The organism is Nocardiopsis sp. Huas11, assembly GCF_003634495.1.
In the GTDB taxonomy this organism is placed as follows: domain Bacteria; phylum Actinomycetota; class Actinomycetes; order Streptosporangiales; family Streptosporangiaceae; genus Nocardiopsis.
Genome location: NZ_RBKY01000001.1, coordinates 5,318,645 through 5,336,944, shown reverse-complemented (window position 1 = coordinate 5,336,944; position 18,300 = coordinate 5,318,645). Strand labels below are relative to the sequence as shown.

Annotated in this window: 19 protein-coding genes; 9 read left to right on the top strand and 10 right to left on the bottom strand. The window is 71.8% G+C overall.

Going from position 1 to position 18,300, the window contains the following annotated elements:
• Nucleotides 1-28 precede the first annotated feature (28 nt).
• Complete coding sequence (locus DFP74_RS24140; protein WP_233571136.1) at nt 29-736, bottom strand: class I SAM-dependent methyltransferase; 708 nt, start codon at nt 734-736, stop codon at nt 29-31.
• A gap of 191 nt (nt 737-927) precedes the next feature.
• Here DFP74_RS24140 and DFP74_RS24135 point away from each other — a divergent pair, with 191 nt between their 5' ends.
• Nucleotides 928-2,379 carry an FAD-binding protein gene (locus tag DFP74_RS24135; protein ID WP_233571135.1) on the top strand — a complete coding sequence of 484 codons (1,452 nt, stop codon included), beginning with the start codon at nt 928-930 and terminating at the stop codon, nt 2,377-2,379.
• Nucleotides 2,380-2,472: 93 nt separating this feature from the next.
• Here DFP74_RS24135 and DFP74_RS24130 read toward each other — a convergent pair whose 3' ends face one another.
• A complete protein-coding gene (locus tag DFP74_RS24130; protein WP_199725770.1) occupies nt 2,473-3,390 on the bottom strand; it encodes a ketopantoate reductase family protein in 918 nt (305 codons plus the stop codon).
• Between the two features lie 175 nt (nt 3,391-3,565).
• Here DFP74_RS24130 and DFP74_RS24125 point away from each other — a divergent pair, with 175 nt between their 5' ends.
• Together DFP74_RS24125 and DFP74_RS24120 are read left to right on the top strand one after the other, a co-directional pair.
• Nucleotides 3,566-4,021: a hypothetical protein gene (locus DFP74_RS24125; protein WP_147453907.1), complete on the top strand. Its 456-nt coding sequence runs from the start codon at nt 3,566-3,568 to the stop codon at nt 4,019-4,021.
• Between the two features lie 47 nt (nt 4,022-4,068).
• A complete protein-coding gene (locus tag DFP74_RS24120; protein ID WP_233571134.1) occupies nt 4,069-5,031 on the top strand; it encodes an ATP-dependent DNA ligase in 963 nt (320 codons plus the stop codon).
• A gap of 57 nt (nt 5,032-5,088) precedes the next feature.
• Here DFP74_RS24120 and DFP74_RS24115 read toward each other — a convergent pair whose 3' ends face one another.
• Entirely contained in the window at nt 5,089-6,102 is a 1,014-nt protein-coding gene (locus DFP74_RS24115) for a Ku protein (protein WP_121188486.1), read from the bottom strand.
• Between the two features lie 216 nt (nt 6,103-6,318).
• Here DFP74_RS24115 and DFP74_RS24110 point away from each other — a divergent pair, with 216 nt between their 5' ends.
• Nucleotides 6,319-6,996 carry a pyridoxamine 5'-phosphate oxidase family protein gene (locus tag DFP74_RS24110; protein ID WP_121184996.1) on the top strand — a complete coding sequence of 226 codons (678 nt, stop codon included), beginning with the start codon at nt 6,319-6,321 and terminating at the stop codon, nt 6,994-6,996.
• A gap of 250 nt (nt 6,997-7,246) precedes the next feature.
• Here the strand turns inward: DFP74_RS24110 and DFP74_RS24105 are convergent, their stop codons facing one another.
• A complete protein-coding gene (locus DFP74_RS24105; protein WP_121184993.1) occupies nt 7,247-8,413 on the bottom strand; it encodes a hypothetical protein in 1,167 nt (388 codons plus the stop codon).
• Nucleotides 8,410-9,840, bottom strand: coding sequence for a hypothetical protein (locus DFP74_RS24100; protein ID WP_121184991.1), 1,431 nt, complete (start codon nt 9,838-9,840; stop codon nt 8,410-8,412). The genes DFP74_RS24105 and DFP74_RS24100 overlap by 4 nt, the downstream gene beginning before the upstream one ends.
• Before the next feature lie 350 nt (nt 9,841-10,190).
• Here DFP74_RS24100 and DFP74_RS24095 point away from each other — a divergent pair, with 350 nt between their 5' ends.
• From DFP74_RS24095 to DFP74_RS24085, 3 genes are all read left to right on the top strand, one after another.
• Nucleotides 10,191-11,063, top strand: coding sequence for an alpha/beta fold hydrolase (locus tag DFP74_RS24095; protein WP_121184989.1), 873 nt, complete (start codon nt 10,191-10,193; stop codon nt 11,061-11,063).
• A 45-nt stretch (nt 11,064-11,108) separates the two neighbouring features.
• Nucleotides 11,109-12,203 (top strand): IS630 family transposase, encoded by a 1,095-nt coding sequence (locus DFP74_RS24090; RefSeq protein ID WP_121180406.1) that lies wholly within the window; start codon nt 11,109-11,111, stop codon nt 12,201-12,203.
• Between the two features lie 284 nt (nt 12,204-12,487).
• Nucleotides 12,488-13,762 (top strand): CdaR family transcriptional regulator, encoded by a 1,275-nt coding sequence (locus DFP74_RS24085; RefSeq protein ID WP_233571133.1) that lies wholly within the window; start codon nt 12,488-12,490, stop codon nt 13,760-13,762.
• Nucleotides 13,763-13,847: 85 nt separating this feature from the next.
• Here DFP74_RS24085 and DFP74_RS24080 read toward each other — a convergent pair whose 3' ends face one another.
• The 3 genes from DFP74_RS24080 to DFP74_RS24070 all read right to left on the bottom strand — a co-directional run bounded on the left by DFP74_RS24080 (nt 13,848) and on the right by DFP74_RS24070 (nt 16,195).
• Nucleotides 13,848-14,996: an undecaprenyl-diphosphate phosphatase gene (locus DFP74_RS24080; protein ID WP_121184987.1), complete on the bottom strand. Its 1,149-nt coding sequence runs from the start codon at nt 14,994-14,996 to the stop codon at nt 13,848-13,850.
• Nucleotides 14,997-15,195: 199 nt separating this feature from the next.
• Entirely contained in the window at nt 15,196-15,384 is a 189-nt protein-coding gene (locus DFP74_RS24075; RefSeq protein WP_121184985.1) for a DUF397 domain-containing protein, read from the bottom strand.
• Nucleotides 15,374-16,195, bottom strand: a complete 822-nt coding sequence (locus DFP74_RS24070; RefSeq protein ID WP_121188484.1) for a helix-turn-helix transcriptional regulator — start codon at nt 16,193-16,195, stop codon at nt 15,374-15,376. Before DFP74_RS24070 ends, DFP74_RS24075 begins: the two co-directional genes overlap by 11 nt.
• A 257-nt stretch (nt 16,196-16,452) precedes the next feature.
• Between DFP74_RS24070 and DFP74_RS24065 the strand changes: the two genes are divergently transcribed.
• Both DFP74_RS24065 and DFP74_RS24060 read left to right on the top strand, forming a co-directional pair.
• Nucleotides 16,453-16,650, top strand: coding sequence for a hypothetical protein (locus tag DFP74_RS24065; RefSeq protein WP_121184983.1), 198 nt, complete (start codon nt 16,453-16,455; stop codon nt 16,648-16,650).
• Nucleotides 16,650-16,901 carry a hypothetical protein gene (locus DFP74_RS24060; RefSeq protein ID WP_121184981.1) on the top strand — a complete coding sequence of 84 codons (252 nt, stop codon included), beginning with the start codon at nt 16,650-16,652 and terminating at the stop codon, nt 16,899-16,901. Before DFP74_RS24065 ends, DFP74_RS24060 begins: the two co-directional genes overlap by 1 nt.
• A gap of 157 nt (nt 16,902-17,058) precedes the next feature.
• Here the strand turns inward: DFP74_RS24060 and DFP74_RS24055 are convergent, their stop codons facing one another.
• Together DFP74_RS24055 and DFP74_RS24050 are read right to left on the bottom strand one after the other, a co-directional pair.
• On the bottom strand, nt 17,059-17,730 hold the full coding sequence (locus tag DFP74_RS24055; protein WP_121184979.1) for an HAD-IA family hydrolase: 672 nt from the start codon (nt 17,728-17,730) through the stop codon (nt 17,059-17,061).
• 58 nt (nt 17,731-17,788) lie between these two features.
• Nucleotides 17,789-18,220 carry a PPOX class F420-dependent oxidoreductase gene (locus tag DFP74_RS24050; RefSeq protein ID WP_121184977.1) on the bottom strand — a complete coding sequence of 144 codons (432 nt, stop codon included), beginning with the start codon at nt 18,218-18,220 and terminating at the stop codon, nt 17,789-17,791.
• Between the last annotated feature and the right edge of the window lie 80 nt (nt 18,221-18,300).

Sequence of the window (18,300 nt, the reverse complement as noted above, 5' to 3'; positions counted from 1 at the left end):
GATGATCGTGGTGGGCGGCCGTCGGGTGTCAGTGGGTCCTGCGGCAGGTGAAGAACAGCTGGATCTCGGGGTCGGCCTGAGCACTGGAGGGGGCGTAGGACGCCGTCTCCTCCTCGTTGATGGTGAATCCCGCCTCGGTGAGCAGACCGCGCAGGTCATCGCGGAAGTATCCGGTCACGCGCACATGGTGGCCGAGAAAGGGAATGGGGAGGTCGTCGACGTCGGCTTCCACCATGGACAGCATGAACCAGCCGTCGGGCTCCAGCATCGACCGAAGGATCGACAGGGCGTGGGGCACGTGCGCGCGCGGCAGGTGCAGCAGGGCGAAGTAGGCCACCACGGCGTCGTAGGTGCCCCACTGTTCGGGGCTCAGGTCGACCAGGTCCACCTGGGCGAACTCGGCCTCGGGCACGTTGCGCCGGGCGATGTCGAGCATGACCGGGGAGATGTCCACGCCGGTCACCGACAGCCCGGCCTCGGTCAGGCTCTGCGCGGTGGGCACGCCCGTGCCGCAGCCCACGTCGAGGACCCGGGCACCGCGCGGGAGTCGGTCGATGAGCGCCCGGGTGCTCTTGACCTGGATGTCCTTGTGTGGAAAGGCCTCGTCGTAATGCTCGCCGATGTGGTCGTAGGCGCTCGCCTGACCACGTTCACGCGCGGCCCAGCCATCGTCGGACGACCTGACATCCGGCGCCATGGTGATCGCCTTTCCCTCACGCGGCGCGCTGGAACGCATCGCCGCTCCCGACCGAACGGATTCCCGGCACACGCGTGCGACCGCCTGGCTTGATCGCGTTAAGTCACCACATGTTCCAGCACCCATCTTCGCACATCCGCTCTGTTCCGCCCGTCGGCCCACAGGGGGCCTTTAGGATTTCCCCGCCAAGTGCAAATCGACGGCACGGACGGGACACGATGGAATACAGCGTGAGCCGCAGGACCCTTGTGGCGGGACTGGCAGCGGGAGTGGTCGCCACCGGATTCGACCCCCTGGCCCGGGCCTGGGCCGACGACGCCTCCCTGGCGGAGGAGGATCGCGTACCCGCGCTCGACGGGGAGCTGGTCTTCGACGAGGAGTCCCGCGCCGCCGCGGCGGACGACTTCGGCCACGACGTGTCCCGCCATCCCCGTGCCGTGCTGCGGCCGGGGTCGGTGCGCGACGTCGAGCGGATGGTCCGCTACTGCCGGGCCCGGCGTATCCCGGTCGCGGCGCGCGGACAGGGCCACTCCACCCGCGGACAGGCCCAGGTCGAGGAGGGCCTGGTCATCGAGACGGCCACACTCGATCGCCTCGTGGTCGGCGACGACCGCGCCGAGGTCGGCGCGGGGGTGCGGTGGAGTCAGGTGCTCTCCGCCGCCCTGCCCTACGGCCTCACCCCGCCCGTGCTCACCGACTACCTGGAGCTGTCGGTGGGCGGGACCCTCGCGGTGGGCGGGGTCGGGGGCACGACACAGCACCACGGCCTGCAGGTGGACACCGTCGTGGAACTGGACGTGGTGACGGGGGAGGGGCGGCGGCTGCGCTGCTCACCCGGTGAGCGGCCCGAACTGTTCCACGCCGTCCTGGGCGGCCTCGGGCAGTGCGCGGTCATCGTCGGCGCCACCGTGCGATTGGCGCCCGCGCCGGAGACGGTGCGCCTGTACCACCTGTACTACGAGACCGTCGAGGCCCTCACCGCCGACCAGCGGCTCGTGCTGGCCGACGGCCGGTTCGACTACCTGGAGGGCCAGGCCCAGTCACTGCCCGAGGGCGGGGCGGGGTGGCGCTTCATGCTGGAGGCGGTCGCCTTCCACGACGGCTCCGCGCCGCCCGACGACGAGGTCCTGCTGGCGGACCTGTCCGACACCCGCGCCGACGCCGAGACCGAGGACCTGCCCTACCTCGACTTCGCCGACCGGCTCGCTCCGTCGGTGGAGTTCCTGAAGTCGATCGGCGCCTGGTACGACCCCCACCCCTGGTGGAACGTCTTCGTGCCCTCCGGCGCCTTCGACGCCCTGGCGGCCTCGGCGCTGGCGGAGATGACCCAGGAGGACGTCGGTCCCACCGGGGTCGTCCTGTTGTACCCGATCCGGCGCGAACCGCTGGGCACGACCCTGCCGCGGGTGCCCGACGAACCGGTGGTCTTCCTGTTCGCGCTGCTCAAGACGGCCACCCCCGCCCCCGGGGTACCCGACAACGCCGCCATGGTCGAGGCCAACCGCGCCCTGTACGAGAGGGTCCGCGACGCCGGGGGGTTCCAGTACCCGGTGGGCAGCATCCCGATGGACCGGGCCGACTGGCGGGCGCACTTCGGGCCGGCGTGGGACGACTTCGCCGCGGCCAAGGCCGCCCACGACCCGGCGGGCATCCTCGCCCCCGGCCAGGGGATCTTCGGCTAGCCGCCCCGAGGTCGCCGGGCGCGGTGGGCCGACCCCGCCGCGCCCCGGCGCCCCGGCCGGGACCGGGGCGCGCACGGGCACAGGCCGCCGGTACTACCGCCCGGCGGCGTAGACGCACAGGTGGGTGTAGGCGAGCGAGAACAGCGGTGTGGGCACGCCCAGTTCACGGCCGCGCGCGACCAGGTCGCCGATGATGTGGTCGGCCTCGACGGGGTTGCCCTGTGTCAGGTCCCAGTACATCGAGGTCGTGGTCGTGGCCGTGGTGTCCGAGGCCATGGTCCGGGTGCGCTCCAGCATCGCCTCGCCGGGCGCGAACCCCGAGGCGGTGGCCACGGCCACGGCCTCCTCGACCATGCCCGAGGTGAACTCCGGCCCGCCGGGCACGGTGTTGATCCGGCCCACGGGAGCGCGCATCAGGCAGTTGCAGGCCCCCAGACTGGCCAGGAAGACCCACTTGTCCCACATGCGCCGGCGGATGTTCTCGCTCCGGCGCGCGGCGTAGCCGCCGCAGTCCAGGGCGGCGTGCACCTCGTCCGGTCCGACCACGGGCCGCTCCGACAGCGGGCCGTAGACCAGGTCGGCCAGCGGGCCGACCTGCACGATGCCGCCGTCCTCGTCCAGGCGGGTCTGGACCAGGCTCACCCCGCCGTAGACCCGGTCGGCCCCGAACCGCTCGACGAGGGCGTCCAGGTGGCGCATGCCGTTGAGGAAGGGCACCACCACGGTGCGCGGGCCCACCGCGGGCGCGAGGTCCTTGAGCGCCTCGTCCAGGCCGTAGGACTTCACGGCCACGATCACCAGGTCGTAGTCGGGTGCCAGCCGGTCGGCCGTGACGGGCGAGACGGGCACGGTCTCGGTGTCCCCGTCCTGCGTGGTCAGCCGCAGGCCCTTCTCCGCCAGCAGCCGGGCCCGCGGAGGCCGGACGAGGAAGTCCACGTCCCGGCCCGCCTGTACCAGGCGGGCGCCGAAGTACCCGCCGACCGCGCCCGCACCCACGACAAGGATCCGCATGACCGTCCCACTCTCGCTTTCGGAGAACCACTCGATCAACGCAAAACGTATGACCATGGGACTTCGGGAGGCAAGGCGGGGGTGACCGGTTCCGGTCAGAGCGCTGACGGGGCACGGTCGGCTGGCTACTCTGCGTCCGACGATGGCGGAGAGGAGCCGGAAAGTGGTGGATGCGGTGTCCGAGCGCGCAGCGGCCGAAGGGCCGGAACGCTCACAGGTGGCCTTCGAGGTCGACGGTGAACGCTGGGAACTGGTGACCGAGTCCACCGGCGACGGCCGGCTGGCCGTCGAGGTGCTGGGCAGCGACCGGGACGGCGAGATCCTCACCCGCCTGGAGGGCGAGGTGCCCGCCGACGACCTGGCGCGCGTGGGGCGGCTGTTCCTGGAGGCCGCGGCACACGGCGCGGTCGACGCGGACAACGAGACCCACCGGTCCCTGGCCGCGCACATGGAGCGCGAGCGCCGCAGGCACCCCAACGCCTACGCCCCGTGGACGGAGGAGGACGACGCGCGCCTGGTGGCCCGGGCGAACGAGGGGGCGAGCGTGACGGAACTGATGGCCGAGTTCGGGCGCGGTCGGGGCGCGATCCGGTCGCGGATGCTCAAGGTCCTGCTGCCGCAGGTGCGCTGACCTGGGCGGGTGTGGTTGCGTCCGGGCGGCGCGGGCATGACCCGGGTGTGGATCCAGAGCCGATGCTCGCCCGGGTCACGGCCGAGCTGCCGACCGGTCCGGGCCTGGTGTACGAGCCCAAGTGGGACGGTTTTCGGACCCGGGCCGGCACCGCGCCGACCCGGATCGTCTCGCGCTCGGGCGAGATGACCGCCCGGCGCTGGCCGGAGTTGGCGGCCGCCCTGGAGAGCCTGCCCGGCGGTCTGCTGATGGACGGCGAGATCGTGTGCTGGCTCGACGGCGGACTCAGCTTCGACGCCCTGCTGCGCCGCAACACCGTCGGGGCGCGCCGGGCCCTGGAACTGGCCCGCGCCGAGCCCGCCCACTTCGTCGCCTTCGACCTGCTGCGCGTGGACGGGCGGGACATCCGGGACCGGCCGCTGTCCTACCGGCGCGGGCGGTTGGCGCGGCTCTTCGCCGAGGGGCACGACCCGCACCTGGACCTGACGTGGCAGACCGACGACCCCGAGACCGCGCGGGAGTGGTACGAGGGGCTCGGCGGGGTCGGCATCGAGGGGCTCGTCGTCAAGTCCGTCGACGGTGTCTACGAGTCGGGCCGCCGGGGCTGGCGTAAGTACAAGCACGCGGTGACCACGGAGGCGGTGGTCGTGGGGGCCGTGGGTTCGGTGGAGCGCCCCCAGGCGCTGGTTCTCGGCCGCCGCGATCCCGACACGGGGGAGCTGCGGGTGGTCGGCCGCACGCGCGACCTCACCCCCGCCCAGCGGGAGGAGACGGCGCCCCTGCTGACGCCGTCGGGCGAGCGGGTGGCGGCGCCGTCCCGGTGGCGCGGCGGCGAGGCCCCGCCGCATGAGGGCGTGGTCCCCGAGACCGTGGTCGAGGTCGAGTCCGACACCGGTACCGCGGCGGGGAAGTGGCGGCACGTGGTGCGGTTCGTGCGGGTCCGCCCGGACCTGGGGCCGGCGGAGGTCCCCGAGGGGCTCGACGTCGAGCGGCGGACCCCCTCGGGCTGAGCTCCCCTCCCGCGCCGGGTCGGGGCCGGTGGGCCTGTCTTGGGCGTGCCGGCGCCGTCAGGCCGAGATCCGCTCCCGTACGGCCGATTCCAGATCCTCCCGGGACATCTTCGACCGTCCCGGCACGTCGAGCTCCTGGGCCCGCCGCAGCAGCTCCTTCTTGGTCATGCCCTCCAGGTCCACTTCGGGGGCCGAGGCCTTCTTCTTCTTCGACGTGCGCGCCTTCTTGGCCGGGGTGCGCCCGGCCGCCGACTCCTCGGACCGCCGCGGCTCGGGCGCGCGGGCGCGACCGCCCTTGCGCTCCTTGAGCGTGGCGCGCAGGGCGTCGGTGAGCTCGACGACGGTGCCCTCCTGGACGGGGCGCTCATCGGCGTGGCGGACCTTGCGTCCGGCGCTCTTGGCCTCGATCAGCTCCTGGAGCCGCTTCTGGTAGACGTCCTCGTGCTGTTCGGGGTCCCAGTCCTGGGCCATCGCCTCCACCAGCTGTTCGGCCAGGCCGAGGTCGCGCTCGGAGATGTCGGCCTCGGCGACGGGCGGCATCACGTCCGAGGGGGTGCGGATCTCGTCCGGCCAGAACAGGGTGTTGGCGGTCAGCACGCCCTGCTGGGGATCGACCAGGACCAGGTGTTCGCGGTCGCGCATGACCATGGTCGCCAGTGCGGCCCGCCCGGTGCGCTCCAGGACGGCGCACAGCAGCCGGTAGGGCTTGGCGGCGGACTGGTCCTGCGGGGACAGGAAGTAGGCGTTGGAGTACCAGACGGGGTCCACGGAGTCGGCCGGGACGAACCCGGTGATCTCCATGGTCCGGGACTTGCCGGGCGCCAGGCCGGAGAGGTCCTCCGGCTCCAGGATCACGTACTCGTCGCCGTCGACCTTGGCGCCCTTGACGATGTCGCGCGAGCCGACGTCCTTGCCGGTCTCCTCGTCCACCTTCCGGTAGCGCACCCGGTGGTTCGTCCCGCGGACGAACTGGTGCATGGTCGGCCCGTGCCGCTCGCGCGCGCTGTACAGACTGACCCCCAGCGACAGCAGCCCCACTGTGAGGGTGCCGCGCCACACCGTGCTGACCATGCCCACCACCTCTCCTCCATGATGTCCGCTACCAGGCAAAACGTGCGGATTTGGAGGTAAAGGACAGCGCTGGCCGCGCGATGAGCGATGGGCAGGGGAGGGTTTGGATATCGTTGGAAGAATCCTCGTTCGCCATGGATTCACGCGAAGCATGGTGTTGACGCAACGAAATCGATAGCCTGAGTCGAGTTTTGTGCCCCCGTCGAGAGAGCGACCATGACCGACACCGACCTCCCGTCCCTGTCCGCGACCGAACGGACCCGTCACCGGCGCCTGCGCGAGCAGGGGAGCCCGTACCGCGCCGACCTGGACGCGATCCTGGCCGCGGGCTTCCTGTGTCACCTGGGCGTGGTCGTGGACGGATCGGTCATGGTCGTGCCCACCGTCTACGGAGCCGACGAACGGACCCTCTACGTCCACGGGTCGGTGGCCGGTCGCAGTCTGGCCGACGCGCCCGGCACCGACGTGTGCGTGACGGTGACCCACATGGACGGCCTCGTCCTGGCCCGCTCGGTGTTCGAGCACGGCGTCAACTACCGCAGCGCCATAATCCGCGGCGTCCCGCGGCTGGTACGGGACGCCGACGAGAAACTGGAGGGCCTGCGCCTGCTCACCGAGCAGGCCGCGCCCGGCCAGTGGGACTACGCGCGCCGCCCCAGCCGCAAGGAGCTCGCCGCCACGGCTCTGCTGGCGCTGTCCCTGGAGGAGGCCTCGGTCAAGACCAGCTCCGGACCGCCCGAGGACGGCGAGAGCGCCGACGCCGCGCTCGGCCTGTGGGCGGGGGAACTGCCCCTGCACACGCGCTGGGGCCGCCCGGTGGCGGACCCGCTGCTGCCCGCCGACGTGCGGCCACCCGCGCACATCGCCGACCGATCCGGCGAATGGTTGCTCTGACCTGCACTTATGGCCGATTGTGGCCGTAGTGTGGACGCTCGACGCGGTGCGTGCTCCCATTGACGTAGGAGACCCGGGGACGCGGGCGCCTGTCGGACGGCGACCCGTCCCGGTGGAAGGGAGGTGCGACCTGGCATCGAACCGCACAGTTCCACCGGGAGCGAACCCGGAGGGAACGAGCAGTGACAGGGCGCCGCGCCCCGCCCCGGGACGTGGCGCTCACGCGTGTGAGAACGCCGTCGGCCCCGGATCACGCCCGGGCGCGGCGGTGGCGGGAGAGTAGCCCGGGGGCGAGCAGCGCACCCAGGCCCGCGCGCCGCAGGCGGTCGAGCAGGTCCGGTTCGGACGTGCGCAGGTCGCGCGCCGCCATCGGCGCCGACCACTCGTTCTCCTCCAGCGTCCGCAGCAGGTGGCCCCGGCGCACTTGGGCGGGGGAGAGCCGGAAGGTCTGGAGCAGCGCGGTGCGGCCCTCGGCGTCGGTGACGAGTTCACCGACGTGGTTCTCGCCCTGCCGGGAGAACTCCGGGAAGAAGCGGTGGGTCGTGAAGCCCCGCCATTCCTGCACGCGCTCGAACTCATGGCCGTCGGTCAGCGACGTCCGCAGCAGCCCGTCGTGGACGCGCGCCGTCGCGGCCCGACTCGCCGCCACCGCACGGCGCAGGTCGCCCAGGTCGCGGACGGACTCCGGATCGATCGGGTCGTAGTGCACCGGGGCGTCCGGGTACATCAGGCCGTAGGTGTACATGGTGTCGGCGAACAGGTCCAGCAGCAGGCCGTGGTGCAGGGCCCGGTAGTCCTCCGCACACGGGTACACGTGCACGGAGGCCAGCGTGTCGGCGACGTAGACCGCGACGCCGCACTGGTCGCGGTGGATCTCGAACACCCGCAGGGCCTCGGCCAGGCCGGCCACGTCCTCGCCGGAGACGAACGTGTCCGACCGTGCGCCGGGTCCGTGGCGCACGGTCGAGCGGGACCAGTCGGCCCACGTGAACGTCGGGGCGCCGAACCGCAGGCACAGGTAGCCCTCCACGGCCAGGTGCAGCGGCAGGAAGCCCGCCCGGCCGGGCCGGCCGCGCCCGGGCCGCCGGAGCAGCGCGGCCTCGCGGCGGGGCCCGGCGGCGCTCGGCTCGACCGGGACCAGCTGCGTGCCGTAGGTGAAACCGCCCCACGCTTCCTCGTCCCACGGGGCCGCGTAGGAGTGCGGGACGTAGGAGACCTCGCGCGTCCCGTTCGGCCGCGCGGCGACAGCGCGGCTGCCCCCGTCCACACGACCGTCCTCGTCCACGCGGCCGTGCAGGCGCAGTCCCGGAATCGGCGCGGCGCGCAGCAGCGGTACCAGGCGCACGCTGCCCCAACGGGCGTCGGGACCGACCGTGAGACCGTCCAGGTCGAGGCGGGGCGTGGGGAGGGCGGTCACGTGTCGGACTCCAGGTAGGCGGCGGCCGTGGCCTCCATGTGGGCGCGCAGGTCGGCCAGGCCGAGCCGTCCCTCGCCGAAACGGGCCAGCTCCACCAGGGAGGGCAGGGCGTCAGGGTCCCGGAGCCCGATGGTCGGCACGGCGGGGGAGAGCGGGCGCAGGCTCAGTCCGTCGGAGTCGAACACCGGGTTCAGGTGCACCACCGTCGTGGCCCGGTCCGGGTCCAGGCGTCGGCGCCACACCGTGAGCGCGTCGGAGAGCAGCGGCGGATGGTCGTCGTGTCCGTCGGAGACGATGACGACCCGGTCGGGGCGCGACTCCACGGCGTCGAGCACCGCCTCGGCCAGGAGCGTGGGTCCCAGCGGCCGCACCGTGAGCGCGTCCGTGTGCCCGGACAGCCACCGGCTCGTGGCCCGGGGCGAGAGCGCGTGCAGCAGGTGGTGGCAGGCCAGCGCCGCGGCGAGCGGGTGGTTGCGGCGCTCGGGCGAACCGGACGAGGAGTAGCTGTCGTCCAGGACCGCCACCGTGGTCGGCCAGGTGCCCGCCAGGGGGCCGGCCACGCGCCGCGCCGCCCGCGTCAGTGCCTCCTGGAGTTCACGGCGGCGCTCCTCGCGCTCGGCCATCGGCATCCCCAGCACGTACACGCACAGGCGCAGCAGGGGCATCGCGCCCAGGTCCACCCGCGACTCGACGCCCGCCCGCCGGGTCGCGGAGTCCAACCGCAGGCGTTCGGCGCGGGTGGTGCGCGCGCGGACGCGCTCCAGGAACCGTTCGCGCGGCACCCGGTGGTGCGCGGCGAATCCCTCGGCGACCGTGTACGGCAGGTCGTAGGCGTCCTGGGCGGAGTAGTGGGCCCGGCCGTGCGCCCGCAGCAGGGCGGAGTCGTACCGGATCCGGCGCCGCCGGGAGGTGCGCGAGAACAGGAACCGGTCCACGTCCGGCGGCAGCGGGAGCCGCGCGTGGCGCGCGGCCGCGTGCAGTCCGGAGCGGTACTTGAGCGCGTCCAGGTCCAGGTGGGGGCGCGCGCTCAGCCAGTCGCGCATCGTGGCGCGGGTACGGCGGTTGTTCACCCGGTCCTCGGCCAGCCGCCGGAAGAGGCGGTACACCCGCTGCGGCGGCATCCGTGCCAGCCGCCTGCGGATGAGGCCGTTCTCGCGGGCGCGCTCCTCGGCGGGGGCGCCGGGCCGGGGGTGGCCGAGCAGGGTGTGGACGACGCGGGCGGCGTGGTGGTCGTTGATGTGCAGGGCCAGCGTCATCGCGTACAGGTCGGGCAGCGTCTGGTGGACGTAGTCGTGCAGGAAGTCCATGGACAGCCGCTGGTCGTCGGCGCCCGAGTGGAATTCGCGCCGGCCGGTGGCGGCGGTCGCGGCCCCGGCGAAGAGGAGCAGGTCCTCGCACGCGAGCAGGTCGGCGTAGGTGTCGGTCATCGGGAGTGCTCCTGCCGGGGGACGGGGGCGGGCCGGGGATCGTCGGCGCGAACAGCGTGAATGGTGCTTCATAGGCAGTTCTCGGAAGTCGCGGTCAAGTCCCACGGCCCGCCCTGCGCCGAACCTAGCAAAGCGCACGCCCCGACCCACAACCGTTTTCGTCCGTCGGCCGGGGTACTGGAGCGCTCTCCAAGGAAGCCGGCGGATCGTTGGGAAGCCGTACATGGGCAGGGAGCCGCGTCGTGGCCACACTGGCGGTAGGGCGACCGGCGAGTGTCCGGTCCCGGCGCCGGTCCGGCGCCGGTCGAACCGTCGGCGCGTCCCCGCCGACCCTCCCGACAGGAGCCCCCATGTTCACCTTCACCAGCGCCGACGGCCTGACGGTCCACGTGCACGCGTGGGTCCCGGACGGCCCCCTGCGCGGCATCGTCCAGATCTCGCACGGCATGGGCGAGCACGCCCTGCGCTACGCCCCGCTCGCCGCGGACCTCAACGCCCGCGGGTACGCCGTGTACGCCAACGACCACCGGGGCCACGGCGCGACCATGCACGCGGGCCCCGGTGTCCTGGGCGAGGACGGCTGGAGCCTGCTGGTGGCCGACGTCGCCGCGCTCTCGCGCCTGCTGCGCGAGCGCCACACCGGGCTGCCCCTGGTCCTGCTCGGCCACAGCCTGGGCTCGTTCGCCGCCCAGCAGTACCTGCTCGACCACCCCCGTCTGGCCGACGGCGTGGCGCTGAGCGGCACCACCGCCGTCGACCTGCTCCTGGTGGACCTGGCCCGGCAGGGCACCGACCCCCTGACCGCCCTGAACGCCCCCTTCCAGCCGGCGCGGACCCCGGCCGACTGGATCAGCCGCGACCAGGCCCAGGTGGACGCCTACATGGCCGACCCGCTGTGCGGCTTCGCCCTGGACGCCGAGGGCATGGACGGGCTCACCGCGGCCGCCATGGGGCGGCTGGCCAATCCCTTCGGCGTCCCCCAGGACACCCCCGTCTACGTGCTCGTCGGCGACCGTGATCCCCTCAACCAGGGGCTGGCGTTCAGCGACCAGCTCGTCGAGCGCTACCGCGAGGCGGGAGTCGCCGACCTGGTCTACCGGGTCTACGACGGCGCGCGCCACGAGCTGTTCAACGAGACCGACCGCGACCTCGTCGTCGCCGACCTGCTGGACTGGATCCGCCGGGTCACCGTGCGCCGGCCCGACACCGAGGGCGCCCGCTAGTGTTCTGAGTCGTTAATTCGATGAATAATTGGTTACGATGGTCTCATGGCGCAACGCGGCAGGAAGAAAAGGCCCCTGGTAGTCAGTGACGAGGACCGGCGCACGCTGGAACAGATCGCACGGCGGCCCACGTCAGCGCAGGTCATGGCGCAGCGCGCACGGATCATCCTGCGCTGCGCCGAGGGCGGCACCGATGCCGAGGTCGCCCGGGTGCTGGGGGTCTGGCCGCAGACGGTGGGCAAGTGGCGCAACCGCTATATCGACGGCGGGCTGGAGGCGCTCTCCGACAAGGACCGCCCCGGCCAGCCCCGCAAGATCACCGACGCCCACGTCGAGGAGGTCATCCGCCAGACCCTGGAACAGCCCTCGCCCGACGGCGGTACACACTGGTCGACCCGGTCGATGGCCGAGCGGACCGGGCTGAACCAGACCGCCGTCTCGCGGATCTGGCGAGCGTTCGGGCTCAAACCCCACCTGGTCGACGAGTGGAAGCTGTCCAACGACCCGTTCTTCATCGAGAAGGTCCGCGACGTCACCGGCCTCTACCTCAACCCGCCGGACGCGGCACTGGTGCTGTGCGTGGACGAGAAGTCCCAGATCCAAGCGCTCAACCGGTCGGCCCCGGTGCTGCCGATGATGCCCGCCGTGCCCGAGCGCCAGACCCACGACTACATCCGGCACGGTACGACCACCCTGTTCGCGGCCCTGGACGCGGCCTCGGGCAAGGTGATCTCGGCTCACCACCGCAGGCACCGCTCCGTCGAGTTCCGCAAGTTCCTCAACCAGATCGACCGCGAAACGCCCCCTGGGCTGGATGTCCACCTCATCGTGGACAACTACGGCACGCACAAGGCGCCGATCGTCAAGGACTGGCTGCTGGCCCATCCCCGCTTCCACCTGCACTTCATCCCGACCTACTCCAGTTGGCTGAACCTGGTGGAGCGGTTCTTCGCCGAGATCACCCGCAGGATGATCCGGCGGGGGTCCTACACCTCGGTCAGCGATCTGGAGCACGCACTCCAGGGGTGGATCGATACCTGGAACGAGAACCCCCGGCCGTTCGTGTGGACCAAGACGGCCGAGGAGATCTTCGAAACCATCGCCGCGTATCTTCATCGAATTAACGACTCAGAACACTAGGGCGTGTATGACGGACACTCACCCTGCTGCGCGACGCCCCAGCGGCGCCCTCACTGCGTTCTCATCAGTCAACAGCCACACCAGGATGCTTCCTTCTTCGGCCTTGCGAGGCCACCACTGGAACGCCGCTCGCGACGGGCGGCATCCGTCATACACGCCCTAGACCGGTCCGCTCCGTGCCGGTCCGCCCGCGGTCCCAGGTCATCCCCGTAGAGTGACCCGGGACACCCGGTGGTGGAGGCGCAGACGGCGGCGCACGGACGGCGGCGAGCGGTGGGGCGGACGTGACGGAACCAGATCTGCGGCGGATCGTCGAGGCGCTCGAACCGTCCATGGAACGGATCACCCTCGACGCGGCCGACCGCATCTGGGAGCAGGTCCCCGCCTACCGCGCCAGCGCCGATCCGCGGCTGCGCGCGGAGCTCGCCCGCCATGTCGGCCAGGTGTTCCACGCGCTGGTCACCAGCGTCAAGGAGGACCGCTTCGTCCAGCCCGCCGACTTCCCCTCCACCGCGGAGCACGCGCGCAGGAGGGTCCGGCAGGGCGTGTCGCTCTCGGACTTCCTCCAGGCCTTCCGGATCGGCCAGCTCACCCTCTGGGAGGGCGTCAGCGCGGCCGCGCGCCAGGATCCGGGCGCGCGGGACGCGGCGATGGCACTGGTCGGCCGGGTCATGCACCTGATCGAGGTGGGCAGCTCGGTGGCGGCCGAGGCCTACCTCGACGCCCAGCAGCACGAGGTGGCCGAACTCGACCGGCTGCGCCGCGACGTGTTCGAGGACCTCCTGGCCGGTCACGAGATCCCGCCCGGTCCCAAGCGCTCGCTGCTGTCCTCGGCGGGACTGGACCCGGGCGTGGGCCTGGTCGTGTCGACCGCGCTGCCGGTCGCCCCGCTGCCCGACCAGTACACGCTGCCGGACGTCGCCGCCGCCCTGCGCGGCGCCTTCGCACAGCGCACCCCCGGCCTCACCGTCGTCCGCCAGCAGGAGGTGACCACCCTGGCCCCGGCCGACGCCCGTGCCGCCGGGGCGGTCGTGGAACGGCTGCGCCGCGCCCTGGACGAGCTCGCGCACGCCGGTGTCCACCTGGCCGTGGGACTGAGCGCCGTCCACGCGGACGTGTCCGCCGTCCCGGAGGCCTATGCCGAGGCGTGCACGGCCAGGGACGGTCTGGGCGGTGCGGCCGGGCTCGTGCCGCTGCCCCTGCTGTCGACCTTCGACTACCTGGTGCTCCGCGACGACGCCACGGCCCGGCGGCTCGTCCGCCCGGAGCTGCGCAGGTTCGTCGAAGAGGACCTGTCCCGCGGCGGGACCCTGGTGGAGACGGTGCTGGCCTACGCCGCGCACGATCTGCGGGCCAGGGCCATGGCCCAGGCGATGCACCTGCACGTCAACACGGCCTACTACCGGCTCGACCGGATCGCCGAGCGGACCGGTTGCGACCTGCGTGCCTTCGCCGACCTTCTGGAGCTCGTCATCGCCATCCGGCTCCTGAGCGACGGCCACCGGGTCGTGAGGGCCTCCGGCGGTCGGGACGGAGACGCGGACACCAGAGGAGGGTGAATCCGCGGCGGTCCCGGCCGGTGAGAACGCCGTCGGCCCCGGTCCGTGTGGGGTGGACCGGGGCCGACGGCGGCACGTGCTCAGCTCACTCGGCGGGCGTGGGGTCGTACTGCTCGCCCGTCACCGGGTTGGTGGCCAGGCCGGTGGCCTGGTCGTAGTCGACGTCCATGCCCAACTGGGGGTCGTGGAAGAGCCCGGTGTCGGGGTTGCGGGGCAGCCCCACCTCCGGGTCGATCTCCCAGCCGGTCGCCGGGTCGATCTCGGGCGTGGGGTCGGCCGAGGGCGCCTCGCTGGGCTCCGCGGACGGTTTGTCCTCGGCCGCCGCGCCGTCGTCGCCCTCGGCAGCGTCCTCGTCCTCGCCGACGGTGTCCTGCGCGACGATCTCGTTGCGCGCGGTCTGCGACTCGGCGCCGCCCTCGGGGTCGAGCACACCGAAGCTGACCAGCGTCAGGACGAGGATGCCCAGGCCGATGCGGTAGTACACGAACGGCATGAAGCTGTGTGTGGAGATGAACTTCATCAGCCAGGCGATGACGATGAACCCGACCACACCCGCGATGACCGTGCCCACGATCGTGGCGCCCCAGCCGGCGTACTCGTTGGAACCGATGTCGGTGAGCTTGTAGATGCCCGCGCCGAACACCGCGGGCAGCGCCAGAAGGAAGGCGTACTCGGCGGCGTCCTTGCGGTTGAAGCCGAGCAGCATGCCGCCGGTGAGCGTACCGCCCGAGCGCGAGACGCCCGGGATCAGCGCCAGGGACTGGAAGAGGCCGAAGATGAGGCCGCGGGAGGCGGTGAGGTCCTCCATGCTGCGGTGCTTGCGCGAGTACCGGTCGACGAGGCCCAGGATCACACCGAAGATGATGAGGTTCAGGGCGATCAGGCGCAGGTCGCGGAAGACGCTGTCGATCTGGTCTTCCAGGAGCAGGCCCAGGACCACGATGGGCACGGAGCCGATGATGACGTACCAGCCCATGCGCGCGTTGATGTCACTGCGCAGCTCGCGCTTGAACAGCGAGCGCGACCAGGTGGAGACGATGTTCCAGATCCGCTGCCGGAAGTAGATCATCACGGCGAGCTCGGTGCCGAGCTGGCTGACGGCCGTGAAGGCCGCGCCCGGGTCCGGCCAACCGAAGAACGCGGAGATCACCCGCAGGTGGCCGCTGGAGGAGATGGGGAGGAACTCGGTCAGCCCCTGGACCAAGCCGAGGATGACTGCTTCGATGAGGGACACGGAGGGTTCTACTCCTGGCTGTGTTCTGCTCCGGTCAGGGGAGCCGGGGTCGGCTCGGGCGCGCCGGACGTGCTCGTTCGGATGAAGGGGACTCCGGCAGCTTACTGAGAACTCAGGGGTCACGGGACCACGAGGTGCCCGCCGTGTCCATGCCCGGGCCGGGCCGTGACCGCCTCAGCGGTACGGCCCGACCGCCGTGTCAGTGGGAGCCGGTCGCGACGGCGGCGACGAGGGCGGTCCACTCGTGGTGGGGGGTCTCCAGAGCGCCGAGGCGGACGTGCCGGGAGTCCCGCACGGCGGCACCGGCCGGGACCAGTGCGGCCTCGACGCAGTTTCCACCATTGGTCCCGCTGTAGGTGCTCTTCTTCCATACACGCTCAAGTGCCATGGTCAAACGTCCTTCGGTATTCGTACAGAGCCTTCAGGCTCTTCTCAGGGGACAGGGCCACACCCAGGAGCTCGCTGAAAACCCTATCCATGCGACGTACGTCGTCGTCATCGGTGACCATTCGGCCGGACACTGCGTCTTCCACGTACAGGACGTCCGCCTGCTCCGGAAAGCTGAGGAGGCTGAAGGAGGTCGTGAACGGGGGCTGTTCGGTGTCGAAGGGGACGACGTGCAACCGGAGCGTATCGGCTTCCACCATCGAGATGAGACGGCTCAGCTGGTGGGACATGACCGTTGGACCGCCGGTGGGGGCGGTGAGTGCGGCCTCGTTGAACACGACGACCATCTTGGGCGGATTCGGGCCGTCCCAGATGGTTTGTCGGCGCAACCGCCCTTCGACCAGGTGGTCGATCGCCTGCGGCGCGGAGAAGGCGTTCCCCGCCTTGAGCAGGGTGCGGGCGTAGTCCGGGGTCTGGAGGAGACCGGAGACGACGACGGGTTCGAACTCCCGGATGAGGCTGGCCCGGGGCTCGGCCTTGATGCGCTCCCCCATCCATTCGGGATAGGCCCGGCGCGAGGACAGACGCAGCCAGGAGGTCGAGAGGGCGCCGTGGGCCTGGACGAGCGTGTCCAGTCGGTCTGCCATCTCCTTGCTCGGCCAGTGCGTGCCCTTCTCGAAACCGCATACCAGGCCGTTGGAGCAGTGCAGTTGTGCCGCGAGCCAGGACTGGGTCTTTCCCGCCTGATTGCGGTACTTCCTCAGTTCGGTTCCCCACTGCAAGGCATGCGTCCTGACCTTGCGTTTCGCCAATTTATTCACCATCCCCCAGTGGATTTACACCATCCCTGATCTGTGTCGTCCCATTGTTGCACTCGGTTCAGAGCTCTAGGTTTTCGAAAGCCGTTCCAGCATCCTGATTCCGATCAGCGATGAACCTGGTGAGCGGACATATCACCTTCATTGCATAATCCGCAACAAAAGGGATCACGATGACACCACGCGAAGCGGCCAAGGCTCTGTGCTTGGAACTGGACATCTGTGGGGTGGAGCCCCTTCCAGGGAAAGGAATGGTGATCGAGGTGCGCAAGGGAGAGCAGAGCCAGACGGTGCTGCTGCGGAACACCGGTGCTGGGCTCCACTGGTTCTGGGTCTGGGAGTCGTCCGACGGCGGGTTCGAGTACGACCGGGCTCTGCCCGCCGGGCAGGAGCGCGAGTTCGCGCGGCGGATCGCGGGTGTGCTCTCGATCCCGAAGGTGGGGTCATGATGAGCGCCACCACCCGAACCCCCCGCTACCTGGCCGAGGTCGCGCCGGAGGTGGCCGAGTCGCTGGCCATCTTGGAGGGCGTCTCCCAGGTCTCGCCGGGCCGCATCCTGTGCTCCGCCGAAGGACTGCTGCACCTGTCCGAACGGGGCACGCTCTTCCGCTGTCCGAAGGGCGCGGTGGTGGTGCGCCAGGGGCGGATGATCTGCTTCGAGCGCCTGGCCGTGGGCGACCGGCCCGGGATCCGCCGCTGACCCCCGCCTCGGCCCACAGAGCACATGCGGACGGGCCGGACGAGCCGCACCGGTCCGGGGTCCGTGCGGCCCCGGGCGCTCCGGCCTAGGGGCGCGGGTGGTGGACCGCACGGCCGACCCGCGCCGGAGCCGACCGGGCGGGGCGTCGGGCCACGCCTCAGCGCTCCAGGAGGCCCTCCACCACGTCCACCAGGTCGGCGCCGCTGACGTCCGCGGGCTCGAACACCTGGGGGAAGAGCCCCTCCAGGTGCGAGGACCATCCGGTGGTCAGCCCCGCGCGGCGTGCACCTTCCACGTCCCACGCGTGCGCCGCCACCAGCGCCAGGCGTGCGCGCGGGACCCCGCAGGCCGCGGCGGCGTGCAGGTAGGGCTCGGGCGCGGGCTTCCAGCGGCGCACCTCGTCCGCGGAGATGACGCGCTCCACGTGGGCGTCCAGACCCGTCCGGCCCAGGAGCGCACCGGTCGTGTCCGCGGAGCCGTTGGTGAGCGCCACCACGCGCGGGCCCGCCGTCCGGGCGAGCCGGAGCGCCGCGGCGGCCTCGGGACGCGGCTCCAGTTCGGCGATCGCGCCCACCAGTTCCCGCACGGTCGGCTCGGTGAGGCGGTGGCCGTCGACGTCCAGCAGGGCGCCCACCGCCACCTCCGCGAAGGGCCGGTACCCGCCGCCCGCCGACAGGGCGAAGCCGTTGCGCAGTGTCCGCTCGAACCAGAGCCGCACCGTGCCCGGCGCCAGCCCGGCCGCGGTGAACCGCGCCTCCAGAGGCACGATCGGGAACAGGGTCTCCATCACGTCGAAGGCGATCACCAGAGGGCGTTGACGCTCGTCCATGCCACCACCCTTCCCCCTTCGCCGCCTCCTACGCGACCAGGCGCGCCGGAGTCGCAGGTCAGCGGATCCGGGCGCCGTAGACGTGGTCGACCGGCATCGTCATCAGCACCCGGCGCTCGGAGACCATCACCGACCGGTACTCGTCCCAGTCCGGGTGCTCCCCGGCGGCGGCGCGGTAGTACTCGACCAGGGCCTCGACCTCGGGCCCCTGGGGGTCGGTCCCCGGCCCGGTGAGCGTCACCGTGCCCTCGGCGGTGGCCCACGACCCGCCGTCGGCACTGGTGACCTCCAGCGCGGCCCGGGGGTCGCGGCGCAGGTTGGCGGTCTTGGCCCGCCCTTCGGTCATCGACACGTACAGGGTCTGCGACTCGCGGTCGTAGAACGGCATGACCGGGGAGAGCTGGGGGCGGCCGTCGGACTTGATGGTCGCCAGGACGCCGAGCCGGCTTCCGGCGAGGAGCGCGCGCGGGTCGAACGGTGCGGTGGTCATGTCAGGGTCCTCTTCCTGTGCGGCTGCCGACAGCTCATGACCGTACTCCGAAGGACGCCCGCAACCGCGCGATCGACGCG